General features: G+C 75.2%; 18 protein-coding genes. 11 read left to right on the forward strand and 7 right to left on the reverse strand.

Annotated features, from left to right (window positions below):
- Positions 1-167 precede the first annotated feature (167 nt).
- Together AB0K07_RS16980 and AB0K07_RS16985 are read left to right on the forward strand one after the other, a co-directional pair.
- Entirely contained in the window at positions 168-1,319 is a 1,152-nt protein-coding gene (locus tag AB0K07_RS16980; RefSeq protein WP_363756011.1) for an aminotransferase class V-fold PLP-dependent enzyme, read from the forward strand.
- On the forward strand, positions 1,316-1,549 hold the full coding sequence (locus AB0K07_RS16985) for a sulfurtransferase TusA family protein (protein WP_363756013.1): 234 nt from the start codon (positions 1,316-1,318) through the stop codon (positions 1,547-1,549). The genes AB0K07_RS16980 and AB0K07_RS16985 overlap by 4 nt, the downstream gene beginning before the upstream one ends.
- Positions 1,550-1,635: 86 nt before the next feature.
- Here AB0K07_RS16985 and AB0K07_RS16990 read toward each other — a convergent pair whose 3' ends face one another.
- The 3 genes from AB0K07_RS16990 to AB0K07_RS17000 all read right to left on the reverse strand — a co-directional run bounded on the left by AB0K07_RS16990 (position 1,636) and on the right by AB0K07_RS17000 (position 4,497).
- The gene (locus AB0K07_RS16990) at positions 1,636-2,613 is read right to left on the reverse strand and encodes a carbohydrate kinase family protein (protein WP_363756015.1); all 978 of its coding nucleotides are present in this window, start codon (positions 2,611-2,613) and stop codon (positions 1,636-1,638) included.
- Between the two features lie 193 nt (positions 2,614-2,806).
- Positions 2,807-3,175 (reverse strand): iron-sulfur cluster insertion protein ErpA, encoded by a 369-nt coding sequence (erpA, locus tag AB0K07_RS16995; protein WP_074313193.1) that lies wholly within the window; start codon positions 3,173-3,175, stop codon positions 2,807-2,809.
- A gap of 182 nt (positions 3,176-3,357) precedes the next feature.
- The gene (locus tag AB0K07_RS17000) at positions 3,358-4,497 is read right to left on the reverse strand and encodes a glycerate kinase (RefSeq protein ID WP_363756017.1); all 1,140 of its coding nucleotides are present in this window, start codon (positions 4,495-4,497) and stop codon (positions 3,358-3,360) included.
- A 68-nt stretch (positions 4,498-4,565) separates the two neighbouring features.
- On the opposite strand from AB0K07_RS17000, the gene nadA reads away from it, so the two are divergent.
- The 3 genes from nadA to AB0K07_RS17015 all read left to right on the forward strand — a co-directional run bounded on the left by nadA (position 4,566) and on the right by AB0K07_RS17015 (position 8,000).
- On the forward strand, positions 4,566-5,765 hold the full coding sequence (gene nadA, locus AB0K07_RS17005; RefSeq protein ID WP_363756019.1) for a quinolinate synthase NadA: 1,200 nt from the start codon (positions 4,566-4,568) through the stop codon (positions 5,763-5,765).
- A gap of 212 nt (positions 5,766-5,977) precedes the next feature.
- Complete coding sequence (gene murA / locus AB0K07_RS17010; protein ID WP_074313195.1) at positions 5,978-7,333, forward strand: UDP-N-acetylglucosamine 1-carboxyvinyltransferase; 1,356 nt, start codon at positions 5,978-5,980, stop codon at positions 7,331-7,333.
- A 73-nt stretch (positions 7,334-7,406) separates the two neighbouring features.
- A complete protein-coding gene (locus tag AB0K07_RS17015) occupies positions 7,407-8,000 on the forward strand; it encodes a DUF3043 domain-containing protein (RefSeq protein ID WP_363756021.1) in 594 nt (197 codons plus the stop codon).
- Between the two features lie 7 nt (positions 8,001-8,007).
- On the opposite strand, the gene AB0K07_RS17020 is transcribed toward AB0K07_RS17015, so the two are convergent.
- Positions 8,008-8,316, reverse strand: a complete 309-nt coding sequence (locus AB0K07_RS17020; RefSeq protein ID WP_363756023.1) for an AzlD domain-containing protein — start codon at positions 8,314-8,316, stop codon at positions 8,008-8,010.
- Positions 8,310-9,020 (reverse strand): AzlC family ABC transporter permease, encoded by a 711-nt coding sequence (locus tag AB0K07_RS17025; protein ID WP_363756025.1) that lies wholly within the window; start codon positions 9,018-9,020, stop codon positions 8,310-8,312. The genes AB0K07_RS17020 and AB0K07_RS17025 overlap by 7 nt, the downstream gene beginning before the upstream one ends.
- 99 nt (positions 9,021-9,119) lie before the next feature.
- Between AB0K07_RS17025 and AB0K07_RS17030 the strand changes: the two genes are divergently transcribed.
- The 3 genes from AB0K07_RS17030 to AB0K07_RS17040 all read left to right on the forward strand — a co-directional run bounded on the left by AB0K07_RS17030 (position 9,120) and on the right by AB0K07_RS17040 (position 15,779).
- Positions 9,120-9,680, forward strand: a complete 561-nt coding sequence (locus AB0K07_RS17030; protein ID WP_363756027.1) for an XRE family transcriptional regulator — start codon at positions 9,120-9,122, stop codon at positions 9,678-9,680.
- Between the two features lie 384 nt (positions 9,681-10,064).
- Complete coding sequence (locus AB0K07_RS17035; RefSeq protein WP_363756029.1) at positions 10,065-14,738, forward strand: WG repeat-containing protein; 4,674 nt, start codon at positions 10,065-10,067, stop codon at positions 14,736-14,738.
- 42 nt (positions 14,739-14,780) lie between these two features.
- Positions 14,781-15,779: an aldo/keto reductase family protein gene (locus AB0K07_RS17040; RefSeq protein WP_363756031.1), complete on the forward strand. Its 999-nt coding sequence runs from the start codon at positions 14,781-14,783 to the stop codon at positions 15,777-15,779.
- Between the two features lie 75 nt (positions 15,780-15,854).
- Here the strand turns inward: AB0K07_RS17040 and AB0K07_RS17045 are convergent, their stop codons facing one another.
- Positions 15,855-16,652 carry a site-2 protease family protein gene (locus AB0K07_RS17045; RefSeq protein ID WP_363756033.1) on the reverse strand — a complete coding sequence of 266 codons (798 nt, stop codon included), beginning with the start codon at positions 16,650-16,652 and terminating at the stop codon, positions 15,855-15,857.
- A complete protein-coding gene (locus tag AB0K07_RS17050; protein WP_278148362.1) occupies positions 16,652-16,852 on the reverse strand; it encodes a hypothetical protein in 201 nt (66 codons plus the stop codon). Before AB0K07_RS17050 ends, AB0K07_RS17045 begins: the two co-directional genes overlap by 1 nt.
- A gap of 143 nt (positions 16,853-16,995) precedes the next feature.
- On the opposite strand from AB0K07_RS17050, the gene AB0K07_RS17055 reads away from it, so the two are divergent.
- From AB0K07_RS17055 to AB0K07_RS17065, 3 genes are read left to right on the forward strand one after another with little or no spacing between them, the layout of a single operon-like run.
- Entirely contained in the window at positions 16,996-18,762 is a 1,767-nt protein-coding gene (locus AB0K07_RS17055; RefSeq protein WP_363756035.1) for a serine/threonine-protein kinase, read from the forward strand.
- Between the two features lie 60 nt (positions 18,763-18,822).
- On the forward strand, positions 18,823-20,745 hold the full coding sequence (locus tag AB0K07_RS17060; RefSeq protein WP_363756037.1) for a bifunctional adenosylcobinamide kinase/adenosylcobinamide-phosphate guanylyltransferase: 1,923 nt from the start codon (positions 18,823-18,825) through the stop codon (positions 20,743-20,745).
- Positions 20,735-21,508: an adenosylcobinamide-GDP ribazoletransferase gene (locus tag AB0K07_RS17065; RefSeq protein WP_363756039.1), complete on the forward strand. Its 774-nt coding sequence runs from the start codon at positions 20,735-20,737 to the stop codon at positions 21,506-21,508. The genes AB0K07_RS17060 and AB0K07_RS17065 overlap by 11 nt, the downstream gene beginning before the upstream one ends.
- The last annotated feature ends 27 nt before the right edge of the window (positions 21,509-21,535 follow it).

Consider the following 21,535-nt stretch of genomic DNA (forward strand, 5'->3'; position numbering starts at 1 on the left):
CAGTGAGCCGGGGTTGCGAGCCCCGCAGTCGCGAACAAGGGCGGAGCCGTGAGCGCGAGGAGTGAGCCGGGGTTGCGAGCCCCGCAGTCGCGAACAAGGGCGGAGCCGTGAGCGCGAGGAGTGAGCCGGGGTTGCGAGCCCCGCAGTCGCGAACAGAAGGCGGAGCCGTGAGCGCATCCCCGGTCTACCTGGACGCGGCGACCGCCGCGCCGATGCATCCGGTCGCCCGGCAGGCGCTGCTGGCCGCCCTCGACGACGGCTGGGCCGACCCGGGCAAGCTCTACACCCAGGCCCGCCGGGCCCGGCAACTGCTCGACGCCGCCCGCGAGGCCACCGCGCAGACGCTCGGCGTCCGCGCCGACGAACTGTCCTTCACCTCCAGCGGTACGACGGCCGCGCACGGCGCGGTGCTCGGTGGCCTGGCCGGGCGGCACCGGGTCGGGTCGACGCTGGTGCATTCGGCGATCGAGCACTCCGCGGTGCTGCACGCCGCGGGGCGGCATGTCGCGGCGGGTGGCGTCGCCGACCAGGTGCCGGTCGACCGGCTGGGCCGGCTGGACCTGACCGCCTGGTCCGACGCGGTCCGGGCCCCCGGGGTGGCGCTGGCCGCGTTGATCACCGCCAGCCATGAGGTGGGCACCGTGCAACCGGTCGCCGAGGCGGCCGCCGCCTGCGCCGACGCCGGAGTGCCGCTGTACGTCGACGCGGCGCAGTCGGTCGGGCGGGTGCCCCTGCCGGCGGGCTGGTCGGTGCTCACCGCCAGTGCGCACAAGTGGGGTGGCCCGCCCGGGGTGGGGCTGCTGGCGGTCCGCAAGGGCACCCGCTGGGAGTCACCCTGGCCGGCCGACGAGCGGGAGGGCAGACGTACCCCCGGCTCGGTGAACCTGCCGGCGGTGGTGGCGGCGGCGGCGAGCCTGCGCGCGGCGGCGGCCGACGCCGCGGCCGAGGAGACACGGCTGGCGCCGCTGGTGGACCGGATCCGGGCACGGGTCCCGGTGGAGGTGCCCGACGTGGAGGTGGTCGGTGACCCGGTGCTCCGGCTCCCCCACCTCGTCACCTTCTCCTGTCTGTACGTCGACGGCGAGGCGCTGCTGCACGCGCTGGACCGGCGCGGCTTCGCGGTGTCGTCCGGCTCGTCCTGCACCTCGTCCACGCTGCGCCCCTCGCACGTGTTGGAGGCGATGGGGGTGCTCTCACACGGCAACGTCCGTGTCAGCCTGCACCGGGAGACGACTGAGGCGGACGTCGAGCGGTTCCTCGCCGAGCTGCCCGGGATCGTCGCCGACCTGCGTGCCGAGGCCGGGGTGGTGGGGCTGTGACGATGCCCGACGAGGTGCTCGACTGCCGTGGTCAGCGGTGCCCGCTGCCGGTGATCGCGGCGGCCCGTCGGATGCCCCAGGTGCCGGTCGGCACGGTGGTCCGGGTGCTCGCCGACGACCCGGCCGCGGCGGTAGACATCCCCGCCTGGTGCCGGATGCGCGGCCAGGAGTTCGTCGGTGCCATCACCGGCCCCGACGGCCCCGCCTACGACGTCCGCCGCGCCCACTGACCCGGCGATCCCGCCATTTCTGCCCGGAACGGCGCGGGAAGCCACGAACCGGGGGACGATGGGCGAGATCGCCGAGGCGAGCGGGGTTACGGCAGGAGGTGCGGGCGGATCTCGTCGGCGGCGGTGTCGCCGTAGGACTCGGCGAGCCGCTTGACGAACAGGTCGCGGCGGACGTCGTACTCCTGGGTGCCGACGGTCTCCAGGACCAGCGTGGCCAGCAGCGAGCCGACCTGAGCGGCCCGCTCCAGGCCGAGGCCCCAGGACAGCGCGGTGAAGAAGCCGGCCCGGAAGCCGTCGCCCACCCCGGTCGGGTCGACCGCCCGGATCTCCCGCGCGATCGGCACGTGGATCGGGTCGATGCCGCGCCCGGCGATCTCCACACCGTGCTTGCCCAGCGTGGTCACGCGCACCTTGACCAGCTCCAGCAGCTGGTCGTCGCTCAGCCCCGCCTTGCTCTGCAGCAGCGACTTCTCGTAGTCGTTGGTCATCAGGTACTCGGCGCCCTCGATCAGCGCCACGACGTCCTCGCCCGGCATCCGGGCGAGCTGCTGGGAGGGGTCGGCGGCGAACGCGTACCCGCGGGTGCGGCACTCGGCGGAGTGGCGCAGCATGGCCTCGGGGTCGTTGGCGCTGACCAGCACCAGGTCCAGCCCGCCGAGCCGGTCGGCGACCGGGGCGAGCTCGATGTTGCGCGCCTCGCTCATCGCGCCGGCGTAGAACGACGCGATCTGGCACATGTCGGTGTCGGTGGTGCAGACGAAGCGGGCGGTGTGCGCCACCTCGCTGATGTGCACGGAGCCGCAGTCCACGCCGTGCCGCTCCAGCCACGACCGGTAGTCGGCGAAGTCGGCGCCGACCGCGCCCAGCAGCACCGGGCGCAGCCCGAGCTGGCCCATGCCGAAGGCGATGTTCGCCGCCACCCCGCCACGGCGGAGCACCAGGTCGTCCACCAGGAAGGAGAGCGAAACCTTGTGCAGCTGATCGGCGATGAGTTGGTCGGCGAAGCGACCAGGGAAGCTCATCAGGTGATCGGTGGCGATCGAGCCGGTCACGGCGATCTTCATGTCAACCCTCGGGGTCGGGAGCAGGGCGCGGTCAGACTACCGGCCCGGTAACCCGGTGGTGTCCGGTCGGTCGGACAACGGCAACCGGCCGGCAAACCGGCCGTTCAGGGCCGCCGCGGGCATGCACTCACACCGCACACCACGACGGGGCCGTCCCGAAGGACGGCCCCGTCGTGGTGGTGCGTGGTGCGACTCAGTTGAACGAGTCGCCGCAGGCGCAGGAGTTGCCCGCGTTGGGGTTGTCGATGGTGAAGCCCTGTGCGTCGATCCGGTCGGCGAAGTCGATCGTCGCGCCGGAAAGGTACGGGGCGCTCATCCGGTCGACGACGACCTCGACACCGCCGAAATCGGTGACAACGTCACCATCGAGCGAACGCTCGTCGAAGAACAGCTGGTACCGCAGGCCGGAGCAGCCGCCCGGCTGCACCGCGACACGGAGCCGCAGGTCGTCGCGGCCCTCCTGCTCGATCAGAGCCTTGACCTTCTGCGCCGCGACGTCGGTGAGGACGACGGAAGTAGGGGCCTTGGCCTCGGTCGACTCGGTCTGCGCTGGCGTGGTCACGTGGAAGTCTCCCTGCGCGGTATGGGTCCGGACGCACTGGCCAACGCCGCGCGCCGTCCAGTGATTCCCGGTGTGGTCCTTTTCCGATCGTACGCCGCCTCGGCCGGGCTCACCCGCGTGGCGTGACCCCCGCCGCAGGTCGAGCCGGTCGTGGTCGCGTACGACGACCCGGCCCGAGCGCTTCAGCGGCTCCACTGCCGGGCCAGCCGGGCACCCAGCTCGCGCAGCCCGTCCGCCGGGCGGCTCAACGCGGCGGCGAGCCCGCCGCCCGCCTCCCCACCGAAGTGCTCGACCAGGCTGTACGCGTCGGTCACCCCCGCCGACGCGGCCTCCCGCCGGCCGGTGCTCACCTGGCCGGCCACCACCACGCAGGGCACCCCGCGGTCCCGAGCGGCGCCGGCGACCCCGGCGACCACCTTGCCGCGCAGCGACTGGTGGTCGAAGGACCCCTCGCCGGTGATCACCAGGTCGACCGTGTCCAGCGCCGCGTCCAGCCCGGTGGCCCGGGTGACCAGGCCGATGCCCGACTCGCAGCCGCCGCCCAGGGCGAGGATGGCCGCGCCGATACCGCCGGCGGCCCCGCCGCCGGGCAGCGTGCCGAGCCCCGCCGGGCAGCCGGGCAGATCCCGCTCCAGCACCGCCGCGAAGCGCTCCAGTGCGGCGTCGAGCAGCAGCACGTCGGCCCGGTCGGCGCCCTTCTGCGGGCCGAACACGTTGCTCGCGCCGTGCAGACCGAGCAGCGGGTTGTCCACGTCGGTGGCCGCGACCAGCCGGACCCCGCGCAGCCGGGGAGCGCCGTCCAGCGCGACGGCCGCGGCCAGCGCCGCCCCGCCGTACGGCAGCGCGGCGCCGGCGGCGTCGAGCGGGGTCACGCCCAGCGCGGCCAGCATTCCTGCGCCGGCGTCGTTGGTGCCGGAGCCGCCCAGACCGATCACCACCGTCCGGGCCCCGCTCTCCACCGCGGCGGCGATCAGCAGCCCCAGGCCGTACGAGGTGGTGGCCTTCGGGTCACGCTCGGCGCTGGCGAGCAGGTGCAGCCCGCACGCCTGGGCGCTCTCCAGGTAGGCGGTCGCGCCGTCGGTGGTGAGCAGGATCTCACCGGCCACCGGCCGGCCGAGCGGGTCGACCGTCCGCACCGGCACCCGCCGGCCGCCGAGGGCCTCGGCGAGCACCTCCACGAAGCCCGGCCCGCCGTCGGCGAGTGGCCGGATCAGCAGGTCGTCACCCTCGGCGACGCCGCGCCAGCCGTCCGCGACCGCGGCGGCCACCTCGGGTGCGGTCAGGGTGCCGGCGAACTTGTCCGGGCAGAGCAGCACACGCATGCCGAGCAGTGTGGCAGCACACACCGACGGAAGCCGCTGCACGCCCGCGCTGTGGGACCATGGGTCACGTGACTTCGACCTGGGTGGAACCCTCCAACACGGCGACGGCTCTGCTGCTGCTCGGCCGGGGCAGCGACCCCGACACCGAGCGCGGCGTCGAGTGTCCGGGCGACCTTCCGGCGCCCAGCGATCCGGATCTGGTGGCCCGCGCCACGGCGGCGAAGGCGAAGCTGGGCAGCAAGGTCTTCGTGCTGGGGCACCACTACCAGCGCGACGAGGTGATCCAGTTCGCGGACGTGACCGGCGACTCGTTCAAGCTGGCCCGGGAGGCCGCGGCCCGCCCGGACGCCGAGTACATCCTGTTCTGCGGCGTGCACTTCATGGCCGAGAGCGCCGACATCCTCACCACCGACGCCCAGCGGGTGATCCTGCCCGACCTGGCGGCCGGGTGCTCGATGGCGGACATGGCCGTGCTGGGTCAGGTCGAGGCGGCCTGGGACACCCTCACCGAGCTGGGCATCGCCGGCGACACCGTGCCGGTGACGTACATGAACTCCTCGGCCGACATCAAGGGTTTCGTCGGCCGCAACGGCGGCGTGGTCTGCACCTCCTCCAACGCCAAGCGCGCCCTGGACTGGGCGTTCGAGCAGGGGTCGAAGGTGCTCTTCCTGCCCGACCAGCACCTGGGCCGCAACACGGCGGTGCTGGAGATGGGTCTCTCCCTCGACGACTGCGTGCTCTACGACCCGCACAAGCCGGGCGGCGGCCTCACCCCCGAGCAGCTGCGGGACGCCAAGATGATCCTCTGGCGCGGGCACTGTTCGGTGCACGGCCGGTTCACGCTGGACAGCGTCAACGACGTACGGGAGCGGGTGCCCGGGGTGAACGTCCTGGTCCACCCGGAGTGCCGGCACGAGGTGGTCACCGCCGCCGACCACGTCGGCTCGACCGAGTACATCATCAAGACCATCGAGGCGGCCCCGGCCGGCTCGGCGTGGGCGCTCGGCACCGAGTTGAACCTGGTCCGCCGGCTGGCGCTGGCGCACCCCGACAAGCAGGTCATGTTCCTGGACAAGGCGGTCTGCTACTGCTCGACGATGAACCGGATCGACCTGCCGCACCTGGTCTGGGCGCTGGAGGAACTGGTCGCCGGCCGGGTGGTCAACCAGATCACGGTGGACGCCGAGACCGCGCACCACGCCCGCGTGGCGCTGGACCAGATGCTCGCCCTGCCCGGCGCGGACACTCCGCCACCGGCCGCAGCCTGATCACGATCCGTAGCACCCTTGGTACGCAAAAGCACCGGATCACCGATTAATGCCACACACGCCGATGTGACCGAGTCCTTTTTCGTCACCGAGGGCTATGCTGCCGGAGCGACGACGCAAGCGGGCCGTTTCGATATGGCCGCATCCGGGGTAGCGAAGGAGTTCACGCTCCCCACCATCAACACGGCAGCACCGACGCGCTGGAGGTTGCGTTGACCGACGACGTCCTGGTCGTGCACGGAGGCACTCCGCTTGAAGGGCGGATCCGCGTGCGCGGCGCGAAGAACCTGGTTTCGAAGGCGATGGTCGCCGCGCTGCTCGGCGACAGCCCCAGCCGGCTGTTCGACGTGCCGAAGATCCGCGACGTCGAGGTGGTCCGGGGTCTGCTCGGTCTGCACGGCGTCAAGGTGACCGACGGCACCGAGGACGGCGAGCTCGTCTTCGACCCCGCCAACGTGGAGAGCGCCAGCACCGACCAGATCAACGTGCACGCCGGCTCCAGCCGGATCCCGATCCTGTTCTGCGGCCCGCTGCTGCACCGGCTCGGGCACGCGTTCATCCCGGACCTGGGCGGCTGCCACATCGGGCCGCGCCCGATCGACTTCCACCTTCAGGCGCTGCGGGAGTTCGGGGCCACGGTCGACAAGCGGCCCGAGGGTCTGCACCTGTCCGCGCCGAACGGCCTGCACGGCACCAAGTTCGCTCTGCCGTACCCGAGTGTCGGCGCCACCGAGCAGGTGCTGCTGACCGCGGTGATGGCCGAGGGCGTCACCGAGCTGCGCAACGCCGCGGTCGAGCCGGAGATCATCGACCTGATCTGCATCCTGCAGAAGATGGGCGCGATCATCAAGGTCCACACCGACCGGGTGATCGAGATCCAGGGCGTGCCGAAGCTGCACGGCTACACCCACCGGCCGATCCCGGACCGGATCGAGGCGGCGAGCTGGGCCGCCGCGGCGCTGGCCACCCGCGGTCACGTCGAGGTGCTCGGCGCGCAGCAGGCCGACATGATGACCTTCCTGAACATCTTCCGCTCCGTCGGCGGCGAGTACGAGGTCACCGACGCCCGGCCGCCGAAGCTGGGCGACCCGGGTCAGGAGGGTGGCATCCGGTTCTGGCACCCGGGCGGCGAGCTGAACGCCGTGGCGCTGGAGACCGACGTGCACCCGGGCTTCATGACCGACTGGCAGCAGCCGCTGGTCGTGGCGCTGACCCAGGCGCGCGGGCTGTCGATCGTCCACGAGACGGTCTACGAGCAGCGGCTGGGCTACACCGAGGCGCTGAACTCGATGGGCGCCAACATCCAGGTCTACCGGGACTGCCTCGGCGGCACCCCGTGCCGCTTCGGCCGGCGCAACTTCAAGCACTCGGCGGTGATCGCCGGGCCGAGCAAGCTGCACGCCGCCGACCTGGTCATCCCGGACCTGCGGGCCGGTTTCAGCCACCTGATCGCTGCGCTCGCGGCCGAGGGCACCTCCCGGGTGTACGGCGTCGACCTGATCAACCGGGGCTACGAGGACTTCGAGGCGAAACTCGCCGACCTGGGCGCGCACGCCGAGCGTCCGTAACCTCGACCACTCCCGTTCGCGCCCGGTGCACCGCGATGTGCACCGGGTGCGGACCGTTGGCTACCCTTGCCGCGTGCCGTCGCTCTTTCGCCGCAAGTCCACCGACCTCGTCGACGAGGCCGTCTCCTCGGTGACCCCCGAGGAGACCGCTGAGCGGTCCCGGGGCTACACCCCGGCCAAGGGTCGGGAGACGCCCAAGCGGCCGACCGCCGGCCGCCGCCCGACCGGCCCCACCCGCCCCCTCACCAAGGAGGAGGAGCGGGAACGGCGCCGCCAGCTGCGCGCCGAGGCGGCGTCGGAGTTCCGCCGTGAGGGCGGCCCCCGCGACCGCGGTCCGGAGCGACTGTTGGCGCGCAACGTGGTCGACTCCCGGCGCACCGTCGGCACCTGGTTCTTCGGTGGCGCGCTGATCGTGTTGATCGGGTCGAACGCGGCGATGCCGGCGTTGGTCCGACTGATCTCCAACGTGCTCTGGGGCGCGCTGGCACTGGGTGTGGTCGTCGACTCGGTGCTGATCTGCCGCAAGATCAGCAAGCTGGTCCGGGAGCGCTTCCCGAAGACCGACCAGCGGATGGGCTCGCTCTACCTGTACGCGATCATGCGCTCGATCACCTTCCGGCGGATGCGCGCTCCGGCCCCCCAGGTCAAGCTCGGCGACAAGGTCTGATCCCGCCTCACGGCAGGCCGAGCAGGCGCAGCACCGCGGTGGTGCCGGCCGCACCGACCACCACCAGCACGAACGGCACCCGCCGCCAGGCGAGCAGCACGCCGACCAGCACCCCGGCCGGACGGGCACAGCCGGCGAACCGGCCCGCCTCGGTCAGCGCCGCGGTGGCGGCAAGGGCGGCGAGCAGCGCGGCGGCGCACACCGGCAACAGCCGCTGGGACCACTCGGGCAGGTCCAACCGATCCCGCAGCAGCACACCGGCCAGCCGGAAGCCGTAGGTTCCGGCGGCCAGCGCCAGGATCACCGCGATCAGCACGTCCGCTCCCCCGCGCGCTCGGCGCCGACCGGTGTCGGCGGGGCGGGTCGGGCGCCGTCTCCCGGATTCGACCGGCGGTGCAGGGCGATGACGACCGGGCCGGCAAGCGCGAGCAGCACCGGCAGCCCGGCCGGCAGCACCGGGGTGGCGACGACCGCCAGCGCGGCCCCGGACAGCGCCGCGTGGCGGGTGTCCCGGTCCCGCAGGGACGGCAGCAGCAATGCGATCAACCCGGCCGGAAAGGCGGCGTCCAGGCCCAGCGCGGCCGGGTCGCCGACCGCGCCACCGGCGAGCACGCCGAGCAGGGTGCCCGCGTTCCAGGCCAGGAAGAGCAGCGTGCCAGCGAGCCAGAACGCCCGGCGTCGAGCGTCGCCGGCCGGTCGGGACAGGGTGAACGCGGTCGTCTCGTCGGTCAGCAGGTGACTGCCGAGCAGCCGGTGCCGGAGCCGGGGTCCGAGGCTGTCGCCGAGGGCGAGGCCGAACGGCAGGTGCCGGGCGTTGAGCAGCAGCCCGGCCAGCACGGCGGCCAGCGGGCTGCCGGCGGCCACCAGGCCGACCGCCATGAACTGCGCGCCGCCGGCGTAGAGGACCGCGGACATCATCAGGGCGGCCCAGACCGGCAGCCCGGCGGCGACCGCCACCGCTCCGAACGACGCACCCACCGCGATCATCGCCGCACCGAGGGCGAGCACGTCACGAAGCATCCGGGCGTCCGTTGTTCGTTGTACCGTACGCATGGTTCACCATGGTGAACACATCTGTGGTGTTCGTCAAACCGAACGTTGATCCAATGGAGCGAACGCATGCCTCCTGAACCGGCCGCCCCGCTCGCCACCATCGCCGCCGCCCTGCGCCGGGAACGGGAACGGGTCGGCATCTCGCTGACCGAACTCGCCCGCCGGGCCGGCATCGCCAAGTCCACCCTCTCCCAGCTGGAATCGGGGACCGGCAACCCGAGCGTGGAGACGCTGTGGGCCCTCGGTGTGGCGCTCGGCGTGCCGTTCAGCCGCCTGGTCGAGCCCGCCGACGACGGCGTACGGGTGATCCGGGCCGGGGAGGGGCCCCGGGTCCGGTCCGAGCGCGCCGACTTCACCGGGACGCTGCTCAGCGCCGGGGCGGCGCACCTGCGTCGGGACGTCTACCTGATCGAGTTGGAGCCGGGTGCGGTCCGGGCAGCAGACGCGCACACTCCCCGCAGCGTGGAGCACGTGGTGGTCGCCGCCGGCCGGCTGCGGGTAGGCCCCGAATCCGGCCCGGTCGACCTCGGCCCCGGCGACTACGCGACGTTTCCCGGCGACGCCCCGCACCGCTACGAGGCGCTGGTCCCCGGCACGTTCGCCGTCCTCATCATGGAGCACCCCTGACCGGCGACGGCGGTCCCGCGGCAACCCCCTCGCCGGCGGGTGGAGTATCGTCGAGGGCCAGATTCGGTTATCAGCCCAAATGTCCGAAACCATAGGATAACGTTTGAGCCCATGGCCGGTGCCACAGTGGCGGTGAGCGAGCCCACGCCGTTACCCTCCATCCGCAGCCACGCCCTGCCGAAACGGGCGACTTGACCGGCACGCGAGGCCCCAGCGCGACAATTTGCAACGAGGTGACAACGCCGTGAGCGAGCGGACGCGAGCCGGCCACCGGGGCGTGGCAGGCGGCGACCGGACGCCCCGCGGTCACCAGCGCGCGTACGCGGACTGCGCACCTCCGACCGGGATCGGCCAACTGGCCGGGTGTGGCGACGGGCTCGGCGGATGAACGGCCGCTACACCGACCGGTGGCGGGACCCGAACGAACCGTCCTGGGTGGTCGAACCGACCACCGAGTGGCATCCCCAGTTTCCCGGCCAGCGCTATCCCGGCGACATCGGCATGTCCCACCAGCCGCCCCCGCCGCCGCGCGGTCGGGCGACCGTCGTCGGCCGCACCGAGGTGCCACCGCTCGCACCCACCCGCCCGGACGGCACCTACCTCGGCCGGTCCTGGGCTGACGAGGAGCAGGCCGAGACGGCGCCCTACGGCCGGTCCTGGTCCGATGAGGAGCCGGCCGAGACGCACGGCAGGTCCCGGGGCGACGAGCGCCCGGTCGAGGCGTCCGGCTATGGCCGGCCGGACGGCGCCGACGCGCACCGTTACGACCATGAGCCGTACCGCCGGCCGCTGCCCGAGCCGCCCCGGCGCGACGAGCGTCGCTCCCCCGAGTCGGACCGGCGGACCGCCTGGTCCGACCGGCGCCCCAGCGAGGAGCGGGCACCGGCCCGCGAGGCAGCCTGGCACCGGGAGCAGCCCGCCGAGAGGTACGACAGCCGCCGACCCCGGCACGATCCGGCCGATCGGGAGCGGGGGTATCCGAGCGGGTCACCGGTATCCCCCGCACCACGGGTCGAACCCGGCTGGGTGCCGGAGCCGGACGAGACGCCGCGTCGGCGTGGCACCGCGGAACGCCCGGCGGCCGGATACGACCGGCACCCCGGCGACGGGTACGCCGCCCGGCCCAGCCGCGGGCACGAGGACCGCCCGGCCGAGGGGTGGGCCGCGGGCGGAGCCGGCCAGTGGGCACCGGTGGACGGCCGCTCGCGGTACCGCGCCGACGGGTACCCCGACCGGGTGGCCGACGACGCACGCCACCCGGACCGGGTGGCCGACGACGCACGCCGCCCGGACCGGGTGGCCGACGACGCACGCCGCCCGGACCGGGTGGCCGACGCACGGCGCCCGGAGCGGGTCGCCGACGACATCCGCCACCCGGAGCGGTTCGCCGACGATGCGCGGCCGGCGGCGCGGGCCCGGCCGGACGCGGGCGTCGGTGCGCCACCGGAGCGGCGGTACCGTCCGGACGAGACGGTCGTCGCACCCGACGGTGGACGACGGCACCGGCCCGATCCGGAGATGCCCGGACAGCCACGCCGGGATGACGAGCGGCGACGGCCCGCCGACCCGCATCGGCAGCAGCCCCGGGAGGCGGCGGCCCGCGCCGAGGTGTACCCGGACCGGCGCCCCCGCGAGGAGGCCCGGCCGGAGGCATACCGCGAGGAGGCGTACCGCGAGCCACGGCCGCAGCCCGGCAACCGCCCGGACGGCAGCCTGCCCTGGCCGCCGCCGGGTCCAGTGCGTCCGGACCGGACGCGGGAGCCGGGCCACCAGGGCGACCAACACCGCACCGCCGACCCGCACCGCGTTCCCACCGAGCCGGGCGTCCCGTCGCGGCCGGCCACCCGGCCCGAGAGGCCGCCGGCCGCGCCGTCGCGGTACGACGACGGATCGGTGCGTCCCGCCGCGGCGGCCCCGGCCACCTCCGGCCGGGCCACCCCGGTCCCGCCGGCACCCGTCTCCCCGGCCACACCGGGCACCGGCCGCGCGGCCCCGGCCACACCGGGTGCCGGCCGGCCAACTCCGGTCCCGCCGGTCTCCCCGGACCGACCGGTCTCACCGGCACCCGTCTCCCCCGCCGCACCCGGCCAGGACCGGCCGGTCTCGGCCGCCCCGATGTCCCCGGCCCCGGCGGGCCACGAGCGCCGACCGGCCGAGCACGTCCCACCCGGCCGCCCGGACCGGAACCGGCCGGTGTCGGCGGCCCCGGTCTCCCCGGCGGCGGACGTACCCGTCTCGGGTCCGCCGGCCGCCCGGCTCCGGCTGGAGTTCCTGCCCGCGCCGGTGGACCCGCCGCTGCCCGACGAGCACCCGGTGGACGCGCGCCCGCCGGTCGCGCCGCCGCCCACCTGGCAGGCGTCCGACGCCCCGGCCGCCCGGCCGGTACCGACACCCACCGCCCCGACACCCGCGGCGGACGCCGAGGCGGCACTTCCCCTGGCACCCGGCATGCCGCGCCGCTACGTACCCCCGCCGCCGTCGGAACCGCCGGTGGCGCCCGCTGCGGAGCCGGTGGAGGCTCCGGTCACCCGAGGTCCGGCCGCCTGGTTCAGCCCCGCCCAGGAGGGTGAGTCCGACCAGGAGGAACCGGAGACGGACCGCCGGCCAGCCGACGCGACCGACGACCGGTCGGCCGCCGGTGGCCCGGCCGGCACCGCCGCGCCGACCAGAGCGGAGCCGGACCCGTCCGGGCCGGCCGCCGAGCCGGTCGACGGTGGCCGGGCGACCGACACGCACCCGGCGGTCGAGCCGGATGTCGTGGCGCCGCCGGCCGCGGCCCGGGCCAGGCCGGTCTCCGCACCGCCCGCGCAGCCGATCTCCGCGCCGCCGACGCGACCGATCTCGGGACCGCCGGCCGAAACGGTCTCCGGTGACCGCGACCCCTGGGCCGACGACGTCGTCACCGATCGGGCGCCCGCAGTCGCGTCGACGCCGATCGAGGCACTCGGACCGGTCTCCGCACCACCGGCCCACCCCGTCTCCGCGCCGCCGGCCCATCCGGTGTCCGCGCCGCCTGCGTTCCCCGTCTCCGCGCCGCCGGCCTATCCGACGTCCGCGCCTCCGGCGTACCCCGTCTCCGCGCCCCCCGCGTACCCCGTCTCCGCGCCCCCCGCGTACCCCGTCTCCGCGCCCCCCGCGTACCCCGTCTCCGCGCCCCCCGCGAGTCCGGTGTCCGGGCCGTCGGGGCGCCCGGTCTCCGGCGCGCCGATCGACCCCGCAGCGGAGCACCAGCGCACGGACCGGGCGCCCGCCGAGGTCGAGGCCTCCGGATCCCCTGACCAGCCGCCGTACGACGACGCCTGGACGACGGATCACCTCGCCGACCCCGAGCCGCTGGACCGGCCGACATCGGCGCCTCCGTTGTCGGCCGACGCCCACCAGCCGGCGCCGCTGGACCGACCGGTCTCCGCACCACCCGCAGGCGACACCGACGCGGTGGACGAGGTGCGCTCCGCGCCGGCCGACCACGCCCCGGAGGAGCCGGTCCCGGCGGAGCCCGCACGGCCGGTCTCCGCCCCGCCCACGGCGCCGGTGTCCGCCGCACCCGTCTCGCCGGCACCCGTCTCCGCACCGCCGGTCTCGGCGGCGCCCGTGTCCTCCCCGCCCGTGTCCTCCCCACCGGTCTCCGCACCGCCGGCGTCGGCGGCGCCGGTCTCCGGGCCACCGGCCGCGGCCGTTCCCGGGCCCCGGGCCGGATCACCCGCGGAGAGCGTGCCGGTGTCCGCGCCGCCCGTGTCCGCGCCGCCGGCGACCCGGTCGCTGGCCGAGCAGGGTGACCCGGAGCAGGTCCTCGCGGCGTACCGGTGGCGACTGGACCCGGTCACCCTGCGTGAGGAACTGACGGAGCCGGACGACATGCGGGCGATCCGGCGGCGGCTGACCGAGAAGTTGGGCTCGGCCATCGACAACCGGGCCCGGGCCCGGCTGCTCAGCCTGCGGGCGGTGGCCTCCCGGATCCTCGGTGAGCTGGACGACGCGCTGGCCGACGGGCGGCTCGCCCTCACCTACGCCGAGGCCACCGGTGAGCTGCGCCGGACCGCGCTGGCGCAGGCCCGGCTGGCCCACGTGCTGCGCTGGCGCGGTGACTTCGCCGAGGCCGACCAGCTCTTCGCCAAGGCCAACTCGATCGAGCTGCCCGACCGCCTGCGGGCGGCGCTGCACGAGCACGCCGGCCGGTCCTGCTACGACCAGGGCCGTTTGATGGAGGCCTGCCACCACTTCGAGCAGGCCCTGAACCTGCGCGGCGCCGGCGACGCCGAACTGCTGGACCGGATCCGGGTCGCCCTCGACGCGGTCGCCACCCGGGCAGGGGCGGACGGCTTCGGGCCGTACCCCCGGAGTCGCGACGAGGTGCTCGACCGTGACCGCCCCCCGATGCCGGGCCGGGACGGGCCGCTGTGGGGGTACACCGACCCGGACGGCGAGCTGGTCATCCCCGCCCGCTACGCCGAGGCGCAGCCCTTCCACGACGGGTTGGCCTGGGTCCGCCGGCCGGACACCGACCGGTGGTCGCTGATCAACCTGCTCGGTACGACGGTGATCCCGCCGTCCTACCGCGCGGCGCGCCCGTTCAGTGACGGCCTCGCCTGGGTCGTCACCGACGGCGGCTGGACGGCGATCGACGCGACCGGCGCGGTGCAGGTCCCGCCCAACTTCGCCGAGGTACGGCCGTTCCGCCGCGGGCTGGCCGCGGTCCGGCGGGAGGGGTGGGGGGCGGTCGACCGGACCGGCCGGATCGTGGTGCCCACCCGCTACCACGGCTTCGCCACCGAGCTGGCCGATGGCCAGCACGTCGACGGCTTCACCGACGAGGGCCTCGCCGTGGTCGACGTGGGCGGGCGGCGTGGCGTCGTGGACCGCAACGGCACGCCGCTGGTGCCGCCGGCACACCCGATGCTGGTCATCCACCCGGTGGCGTTCCTGGTCGGCAGCGGCAGCGGGCGCTGGGGTGCGCTGGACCGGCGCGGCGAGCCGCTGATCGATCCGGTGCACCACGATCGCGCCGCGGTGCTGGAGGAGATCGACCGGCTGCTCACCGACGCGAACCCGGTGCTCTGACCGCCGCTCGCCGCTCTGATCCACCGGGGCTAGGGTCGAGGTATGGAATTCCGACACCTGGGCCGTTCCGGCCTGATGGTCAGCGAGATCTCGTACGGCAACTGGATCACCCACGGTTCGCAGGTCGAGGAGGACGCGGCGTTCGCCTGCGTCCGGGCCGCCCTCGACGCGGGGATCACCACCTTCGACACGGCCGACGTGTACGCCGGCACCCGGGCCGAGGACGTGCTCGGGCGGGCGCTGCAGAACGAGCGCCGCGAGGGCCTGGAGATCTTCACCAAGGTCTACTGGCCGACCGGTCCCGGCCGCAACGACCGTGGCCTGTCCCGCAAGCACATCATGGAGTCGATCAACGGCTCGCTGCGCCGGCTGCGCACCGACTACGTGGACCTCTACCAGGCCCACCGGTACGACCACAGCACGCCGCTGGAAGAGACGATGGAGGCGTTCGCCGACGTCGTGCACGCCGGCAAGGCGCACTACATCGGCGTCTCCGAGTGGACCGCCGCCCAGCTGCGCGCCGCCCACCCGCTCGCCCGGGAGCTGCACATCCCGCTGGTCTCCAACCAGCCGCAGTACTCGATGCTCTGGCGGGTCATCGAGGCCGAGGTCGTCCCGGCCAGCGAGGAGCTGGGCATCGGCCAGATCGTCTGGTCGCCGATGGCGCAGGGCGTGCTCTCCGGCAAGTACCTGCCGGGGCAGCCGCCGCCGGCCGGTTCCCGCGCCACCGACGAGAAGTCCGGCGCGGGCTTCATCTCCCGGTTCATGAACGACGACGTGCTGACCCGGGTTCAGCGGCTCAAGCCGCTGGCCGAGCAGGCCGGGCTGAGCATGGCCCAGCTCGCGGTGGCCTGGGTGCTGCAGAACCCGAACGTCTCGTCGGCGATCATCGGCGCGTCCCGCCCCGAGCAGGTGCACGACAACGTCAAGGCGGCCGGGGTGAAGCTCGACGCCGAACTGCTCAAGGCGATCGACGAGATCGTCGAGCCGGTCACCGAGCGGAACCCGGCGAAGACCGAGTCTCCCGCGCAGCGTCCCTGACGCCGGCCCCGGTCCGGTCGGCGCGGGTTCGCGCCGGCCGGACCGGGTCAGCTCGGGCACCGGCCCCGGGGTCGGTCAGCCCTGCCAGAACCGGATCAGGTCCAGGCCGGCGGCGTAGAGCCAGCTGGGCAGGCCGAGAGCGTCGCCGACCGCGAAGACGGCGTCGAAGAACCAGCCGCCGATACGCGGGTTCCACAGCAGCGCGAAGAGCAGCAGGAAGCCGTACGGGGCGAACAGGTCGTACATCCGGCGCCACTGCGGGTTGAGCCACGGCTGGATCATGTTGCCGCCGTCCAGGCCGGGGACCGGCAGCAGGTTCAGCACGCTGGCGGTGAGCTGGAGGAACGCCAGCAGCGCCACCCCGGCCCAGAACTCCACCGGGCCGCCCGCCTGGGTGCCGAACCGCACGGCCGCCACCAGCACCAGCGTGAACAGCACGTTGGTCGCCGGGCCGGCGAGGCTGACCAGGGTGTGCCGCAACCGGCCCGGGATGGCGTGCCGGTCCACCCACACCGCGCCGCCGGGCAGGCCGATGCCGCCGAGCAGCACCACCACCACCGGCAGCACGATCGACAGCAGCGGGTGGGTGTACTTCAGCGGGTTGAGCGTCAGGTAACCGCGGTGGGCGATGTCCCGGTCGCCGGCCCGGAAGGCCACCACCGCGTGCGCGTACTCGTGCAGGCAGAGCGAGACCAGCCACCCGGAGACCACGAACAGGAACACGTCGAACCGGACGCTGCCGTACCCGTTCCAGGCCAGCACCCCGCTGACCGCGAAGAGCGCGACCAGGCCGAGGAAGACCGGGCTGGGCCGGAACGCCGCCCTGGGCACGCCGAGCACCAGCCGCTCGCCGCCCGGCCGGTCGTAGCCCATCACTCGGCCGTGGGCAGCAGGCTCATCCGGTACTCCACGCGGTCGTCCTCGACGAGCGCGACCGAGGTGACGCCGGACGCCGCGAGCTCCCGCCAGGTCTGACCGATCCAGGATTCGGCGTCGGCCTGGCTGCCGAACGACTCCGCCGGTCCCTCGACCGCCTGGCCGTCCGTGCCCTCGTACCGCCAGCTCCACGCCATGCCGCGTCTCCCCTCGCCGCTGAAGTCCCCGTGGGACGAACCCCCGCCAGCGTAGTCGGCCCGACCCGGAACGGCCGCTCGCTCGCCCCGCCCGCGACGCATGGGCTGATCAACGCATCGGCGGCGGCCGGTACGGTGGCCCGGTGCTGACACGGGGAGTGCTGCTCGGTGACCGGTACCGCCTGGGCGAGCGAGTGGCGACGGGAGGGATGGGCGCGGTCTGGCGCGGCACCGACGTGCTGCTGGAACGCGAGGTGGCGGTGAAGGTGCTGCTGCCGTCGCTGGTCGCCGACCCGGAGTTCACCGCCCGGTTCCGGGCCGAGGCGCAGATGCTGGCGGCGCTGCGGCATCCCGGCGTGGTGGCGGTGCACGACGTCGGGCAGGCGACGCTCGCCGACGGCAGCCGGGTCGACTACCTGGTGATGGAGTACGTCGAGGGCGAGCCGTTGTCCGCCCGGGTACGCCAGGCGGGCCGGCTGGACCCGGCGACCACCATGTCGGTGCTGGCGCAGGCCGCGGACGCGCTGCACACCGCCCACCTCGCCGGCATCGTGCACCGGGACGTGAAGCCGGGCAACCTGCTGGTCAAGGCGGACGGCAGGGTGGTGCTGGTCGACTTCGGCATCGCCCGGTCCAGCAGCATGGCCGGGCTCACCGCCGCGAACATGGTGCTCGGCACCGCCTCGTACATGTCCCCGGAGCAGGCCACCGGGCAGCCGGTCTCGCCCGCCACCGACGTCTACGCGCTCGGCGCGGTGGCGTACTTCTGCCTGGCCGGGCAGCCGCCGTTCGACGGCGACAACCCGCTCGCGGTGGCGCTGCGGCACGCCCAGGACGAGCCGGCGCCGCTGCCGTCGGGCACTCCACCCGCGGTGGTGGCGGTCGTCACGCGGGCGCTGGCCAAGCGGCCGGCGGACCGGTTCGCGAGCGCCGCCGAGCTGGCCGGCGCCGCCGCCGACGCCCGCGACACCACCCTGGCCGCCATCCCGCCGGCCGCCCGCCCACCGTGGGCGGTGGCCGCACCGACACCGGCCGGCCCGGCCACGCTGAACCCGGCGCGCACCCCGGCCGCCCCCGTCCCCGTTCCCGCGGCGCCCGGTCCCGCAGCCGCCGCGCCGGGTCGCCCGGCCGCGTCGGCCGGCGTGGACGCGCCGGGCCAGCCGGGTTCGACCCGCGAGGATCCGCTGCGGCCGGGACCGGCTCGCCGCCGGGGTCTGCTCGTCGGCGCCGGAGCGGCCGTCGTCGTCGCGCTGGTCGTCACGGTGGCCGTGGCGGCACTGCGGCCCGGAGCGGACTCCGACGAAGGGGGGCAGCAGACCCTGACCGGCGAGTCGGCGGCGGCCGTCGCGACCGATCCCGGCCCGCAGCCCGGTGAACCCGTGGCCAGCGCGACGCCCCGGCCGGGCGGCACGCCGAGCGCCACCCGCACCGCGAGCGGCGGCCCGAGCGGTGGCGCCGTGACGGGCGGCCCCACGACGGGCGCACCCGCCGGCGGGGCGAGTGCCGCACCGACCGGCACCGCCAGCGCCAAGCCGACGCCGACCACCGGCGGCAGCCCGTCCAGCCGGCCCAACCCGTACACGGCGACGCAGGTGTGCGGCAGCGGCTACCAGGTGATCGACTCCGCGACGCTGACCGGCGGTGACGGTCGCCGGAAGGGCCGGGTCTACCTGCTGTACCACTCGGGCACCGGCACCAACTGCGTGGTCACCCTCAAGGACAGCGCGGTCGGCACGAAGTCGACGGCGTCGGCGTACCTGGAGGTGCAGGGGCGGGCCCGCAGCACCGACAGCGGGTCCTTCGACTACTACGCCGGGCCGGTGCGGGCCAGCGCCTCGGGCACCTGCGTGAAGTGGGGCGGCGCCACCGGCGGGGTCAGCTACGGCAGCGGATTCGAGCACTGCGACTGACCGGACCGCGACCGCCGGCCCGGCAGGCAGCGCGACCCCGGGCGGCCTTAAGGTACGGGCATGTCCGTTGACGGGTGGAACACGGTCCTGGTGCTCGGCGGTATCCGGTCCGGCAAGTCCGAGTTCGCCGAGTCCCTGGTCGCCGACGCGCCGGTGGTCCGCTACCTCGCCACCGCCCCGGAGGGCGACCCGGAGGACACCGAGTGGGCGACCCGGCTGGCCGCGCACCGCGTCCGCCGGCCGGGCAGCTGGAGCACCGAGGAGACCGCGGGCGACCCCCGGCGGCTGGCCGACGTGCTCGCGTCCGCGCAGCCCAACGAGACGCTGCTCGTGGACGACCTGGGCGGCTGGGTGACGGTGCTGCTCGACCCGGACCATCAGCCCGCCGACGACGTGGCGACCATCGCTGAGCTGGCCGAGGCCATCCGCGACTGCTCGGCGCGGGTGGTGCTGGTCAGCCCCGAGGTGGGGCTGTCGCTGGTGCCGACCACGCCGCTGGGCCGGGCGTTCACCGACGCGCTCGGCGCGGCCAACCGCGCGGTCGCCGACGCCTGCGACGCGGTGGTGCTGGTGGTCGCCGGCCAGCCGGCCTGGCTGAAGCCGGCCGTCCCGCCCGCGGCCGGTGCCGTGGCGGTGTCGCCCGAGGCCGCGACCGCGACCGCGCCGGTCGGCTCCGTGCCGGTCGACGCACACCCGGCCGACGTCGAGCCCACCCCCGAGGTGCAGCTGCCGGCCGTGCTGACCCACGCGCCGCCGGCCGCCCCCAACCAGGAGCCCGGCAACCCCTGGGCCGCGCCGACCATGGCGCTGCCGATGGTGGCCACCGGCCTGGTCATCCAGCCCGGCATGGAACTGCCGATGCCCGACGAGTACGCCGGCCCCCAGGCGGTGGACCGGCTGGCCACGTTGGACGTGCCCGGCGCCGGGCTGGGCGTGCTCGACCGCGTGGTCAGCTTCGCCGCCGCCACGCAGGGCACCGCGACCCCGGTCGCCTGGAGTTCCACGCGAGTGCTGCTGCTGCACGGTGACCACGCTGGCGGCGCGTCGGCCGGCACCGTCGCCGGCGAATCGGCGCGCCGGGCCCGGCAGGCCCGCGCCGGCCAGGGGGCGTTGGCCCGGCTGGCCGCCGAGGGTGGCGCCAGCCTCCAGGTGGTGGACGCTCCGGCCGCCGCACCCATGGAGGACCAGCCGGCGCTCACCCCCGAGCAGGTGGAGTCGGCGCTGCGCTACGGCTGGCGGTTGGCCGAGCAGGCCGCCGACGCCGGCGTACAGCTGCTGGTGCTGGCCGCGTGCGGCGCCGGCACGGAGGCGGCGGCCGCGGCGGTGCTGGCGGCCACCGCGGGCGCGGAGCCGCCGGCCGTGCTCGGCCGGGTGATCACCAATTCCGGCGAGATCGACGACGCGGCCTGGATGGTCCGCTGCGCGGCGGTACGCGACGCGCTGCACCGCACCCGCCGCTCGCCGCGGGGCGCCAAGGACGTGCTGGCCGAGTTGGGCGGCGGCGACGTGGCGGTGGCCACCGGCGTGCTGCTCGGCGCCACCGCCCGCCGGATCCCGGTGCTGCTGGACGGGCCGGTCGGGCTGGCCGCCGGCATGGTCAGCCGTGACCTGGCCGGGCAGGCGCGGCACTGGTGCCTGCTCGCCGACGACGGCGGGCACCCGGCGGTGCGGCTGGCCGCCGACGTGCTCGGCCTCACCCCGCTGCTGGACCTGCGGCTGGATCTGGGCGAGGGGGCCAACGCGCTGGTCGCGCTCCCGCTGCTGCGCTCGGTGCTGTCGCTGGCCGCCGCGCTGCCGGTCCACCCGTCGCTGGGCGGCGACGAGGAGCCGCGCCCGGGCACCGACGAGCCGGAGTACACCGAGCCGGAGGAGACCGAGCCGGACCTCGCCGAGCCGGAGTTCGCCGAGCCGGAGCCGGCCGGGCCGGGCCCGGCCACCACCGGGGCGGACGAGCAGCCGGCGTCGGGCTGGCGTGCCGGCTGAGTCGCGGCTCGCCGCGGGTGCCCGGCTGGCGCTCACCACGTTCAGCACGGTGCCGGTACGGGCCGGGCGGATCGACCGGCCGGTCGCCGGTACCGCCATGGCGCTCGCCCCGGCGGTCGGCGCCCTGCTCGGTGCGCTGCTGGCCGGCGTGCTGCTGCTGGCCGGCGCGTTCGCACCCCCGCTGTTGGCCGCCGGCGTGACGGTGGGTGCCGCCGCCCTGCTCACCCGGGGGCTGCACCTGGACGGGTTGGCGGACACCGTGGACGCCCTCGGCTCGTACCGGCGGGGCGCGGCCGCCCTGGAGATCATGAAGAAGCCGGACGTCGGCCCGTTCGGGGTCGTCGCCCTGGTGGTCGTCCTGCTGGTGCAGGCGGCCGCGCTGGCCGAGCTGGCCGGTCGGTCCTGGCCGGCATGCCTCGCGGCGGTGGTCGCGGCGACCGCCGCCGGCCGGCTGGGTGTGACGATGGCCTGCCGGCGGGGCGTGCCGGCGGCACGCCCGGAGGGGCTGGGCGCGCTGGTGGCCGGCACGGTCGGCCCGGTGGCGCTGGCCGTCGGCGCGGTCGCCGTCGTGCTGCTGGCGGTGCCCTCGGTGCCGGGCCGGCCGTGGCAGGGGCCGCTGGCCGTCGCCGTCGCGCTCGCCGTCGCGGCACTGCTGCTGACCCACGTGGTACGCCGGCTCGGCGGGATCACCGGCGACGTGCTCGGCGCGACCGTCGAGGTGGTCACCACGCTGGTCTACCTGGGTCTGGTGCTGTCGGGCTGAACCCGGCGAGGCGGGCCGGGTAGCGTT

The organism is Micromonospora sp. NPDC049301, assembly GCF_040678715.1.
Taxonomy (GTDB): Bacteria; Actinomycetota; Actinomycetes; order Mycobacteriales; family Micromonosporaceae; genus Micromonospora.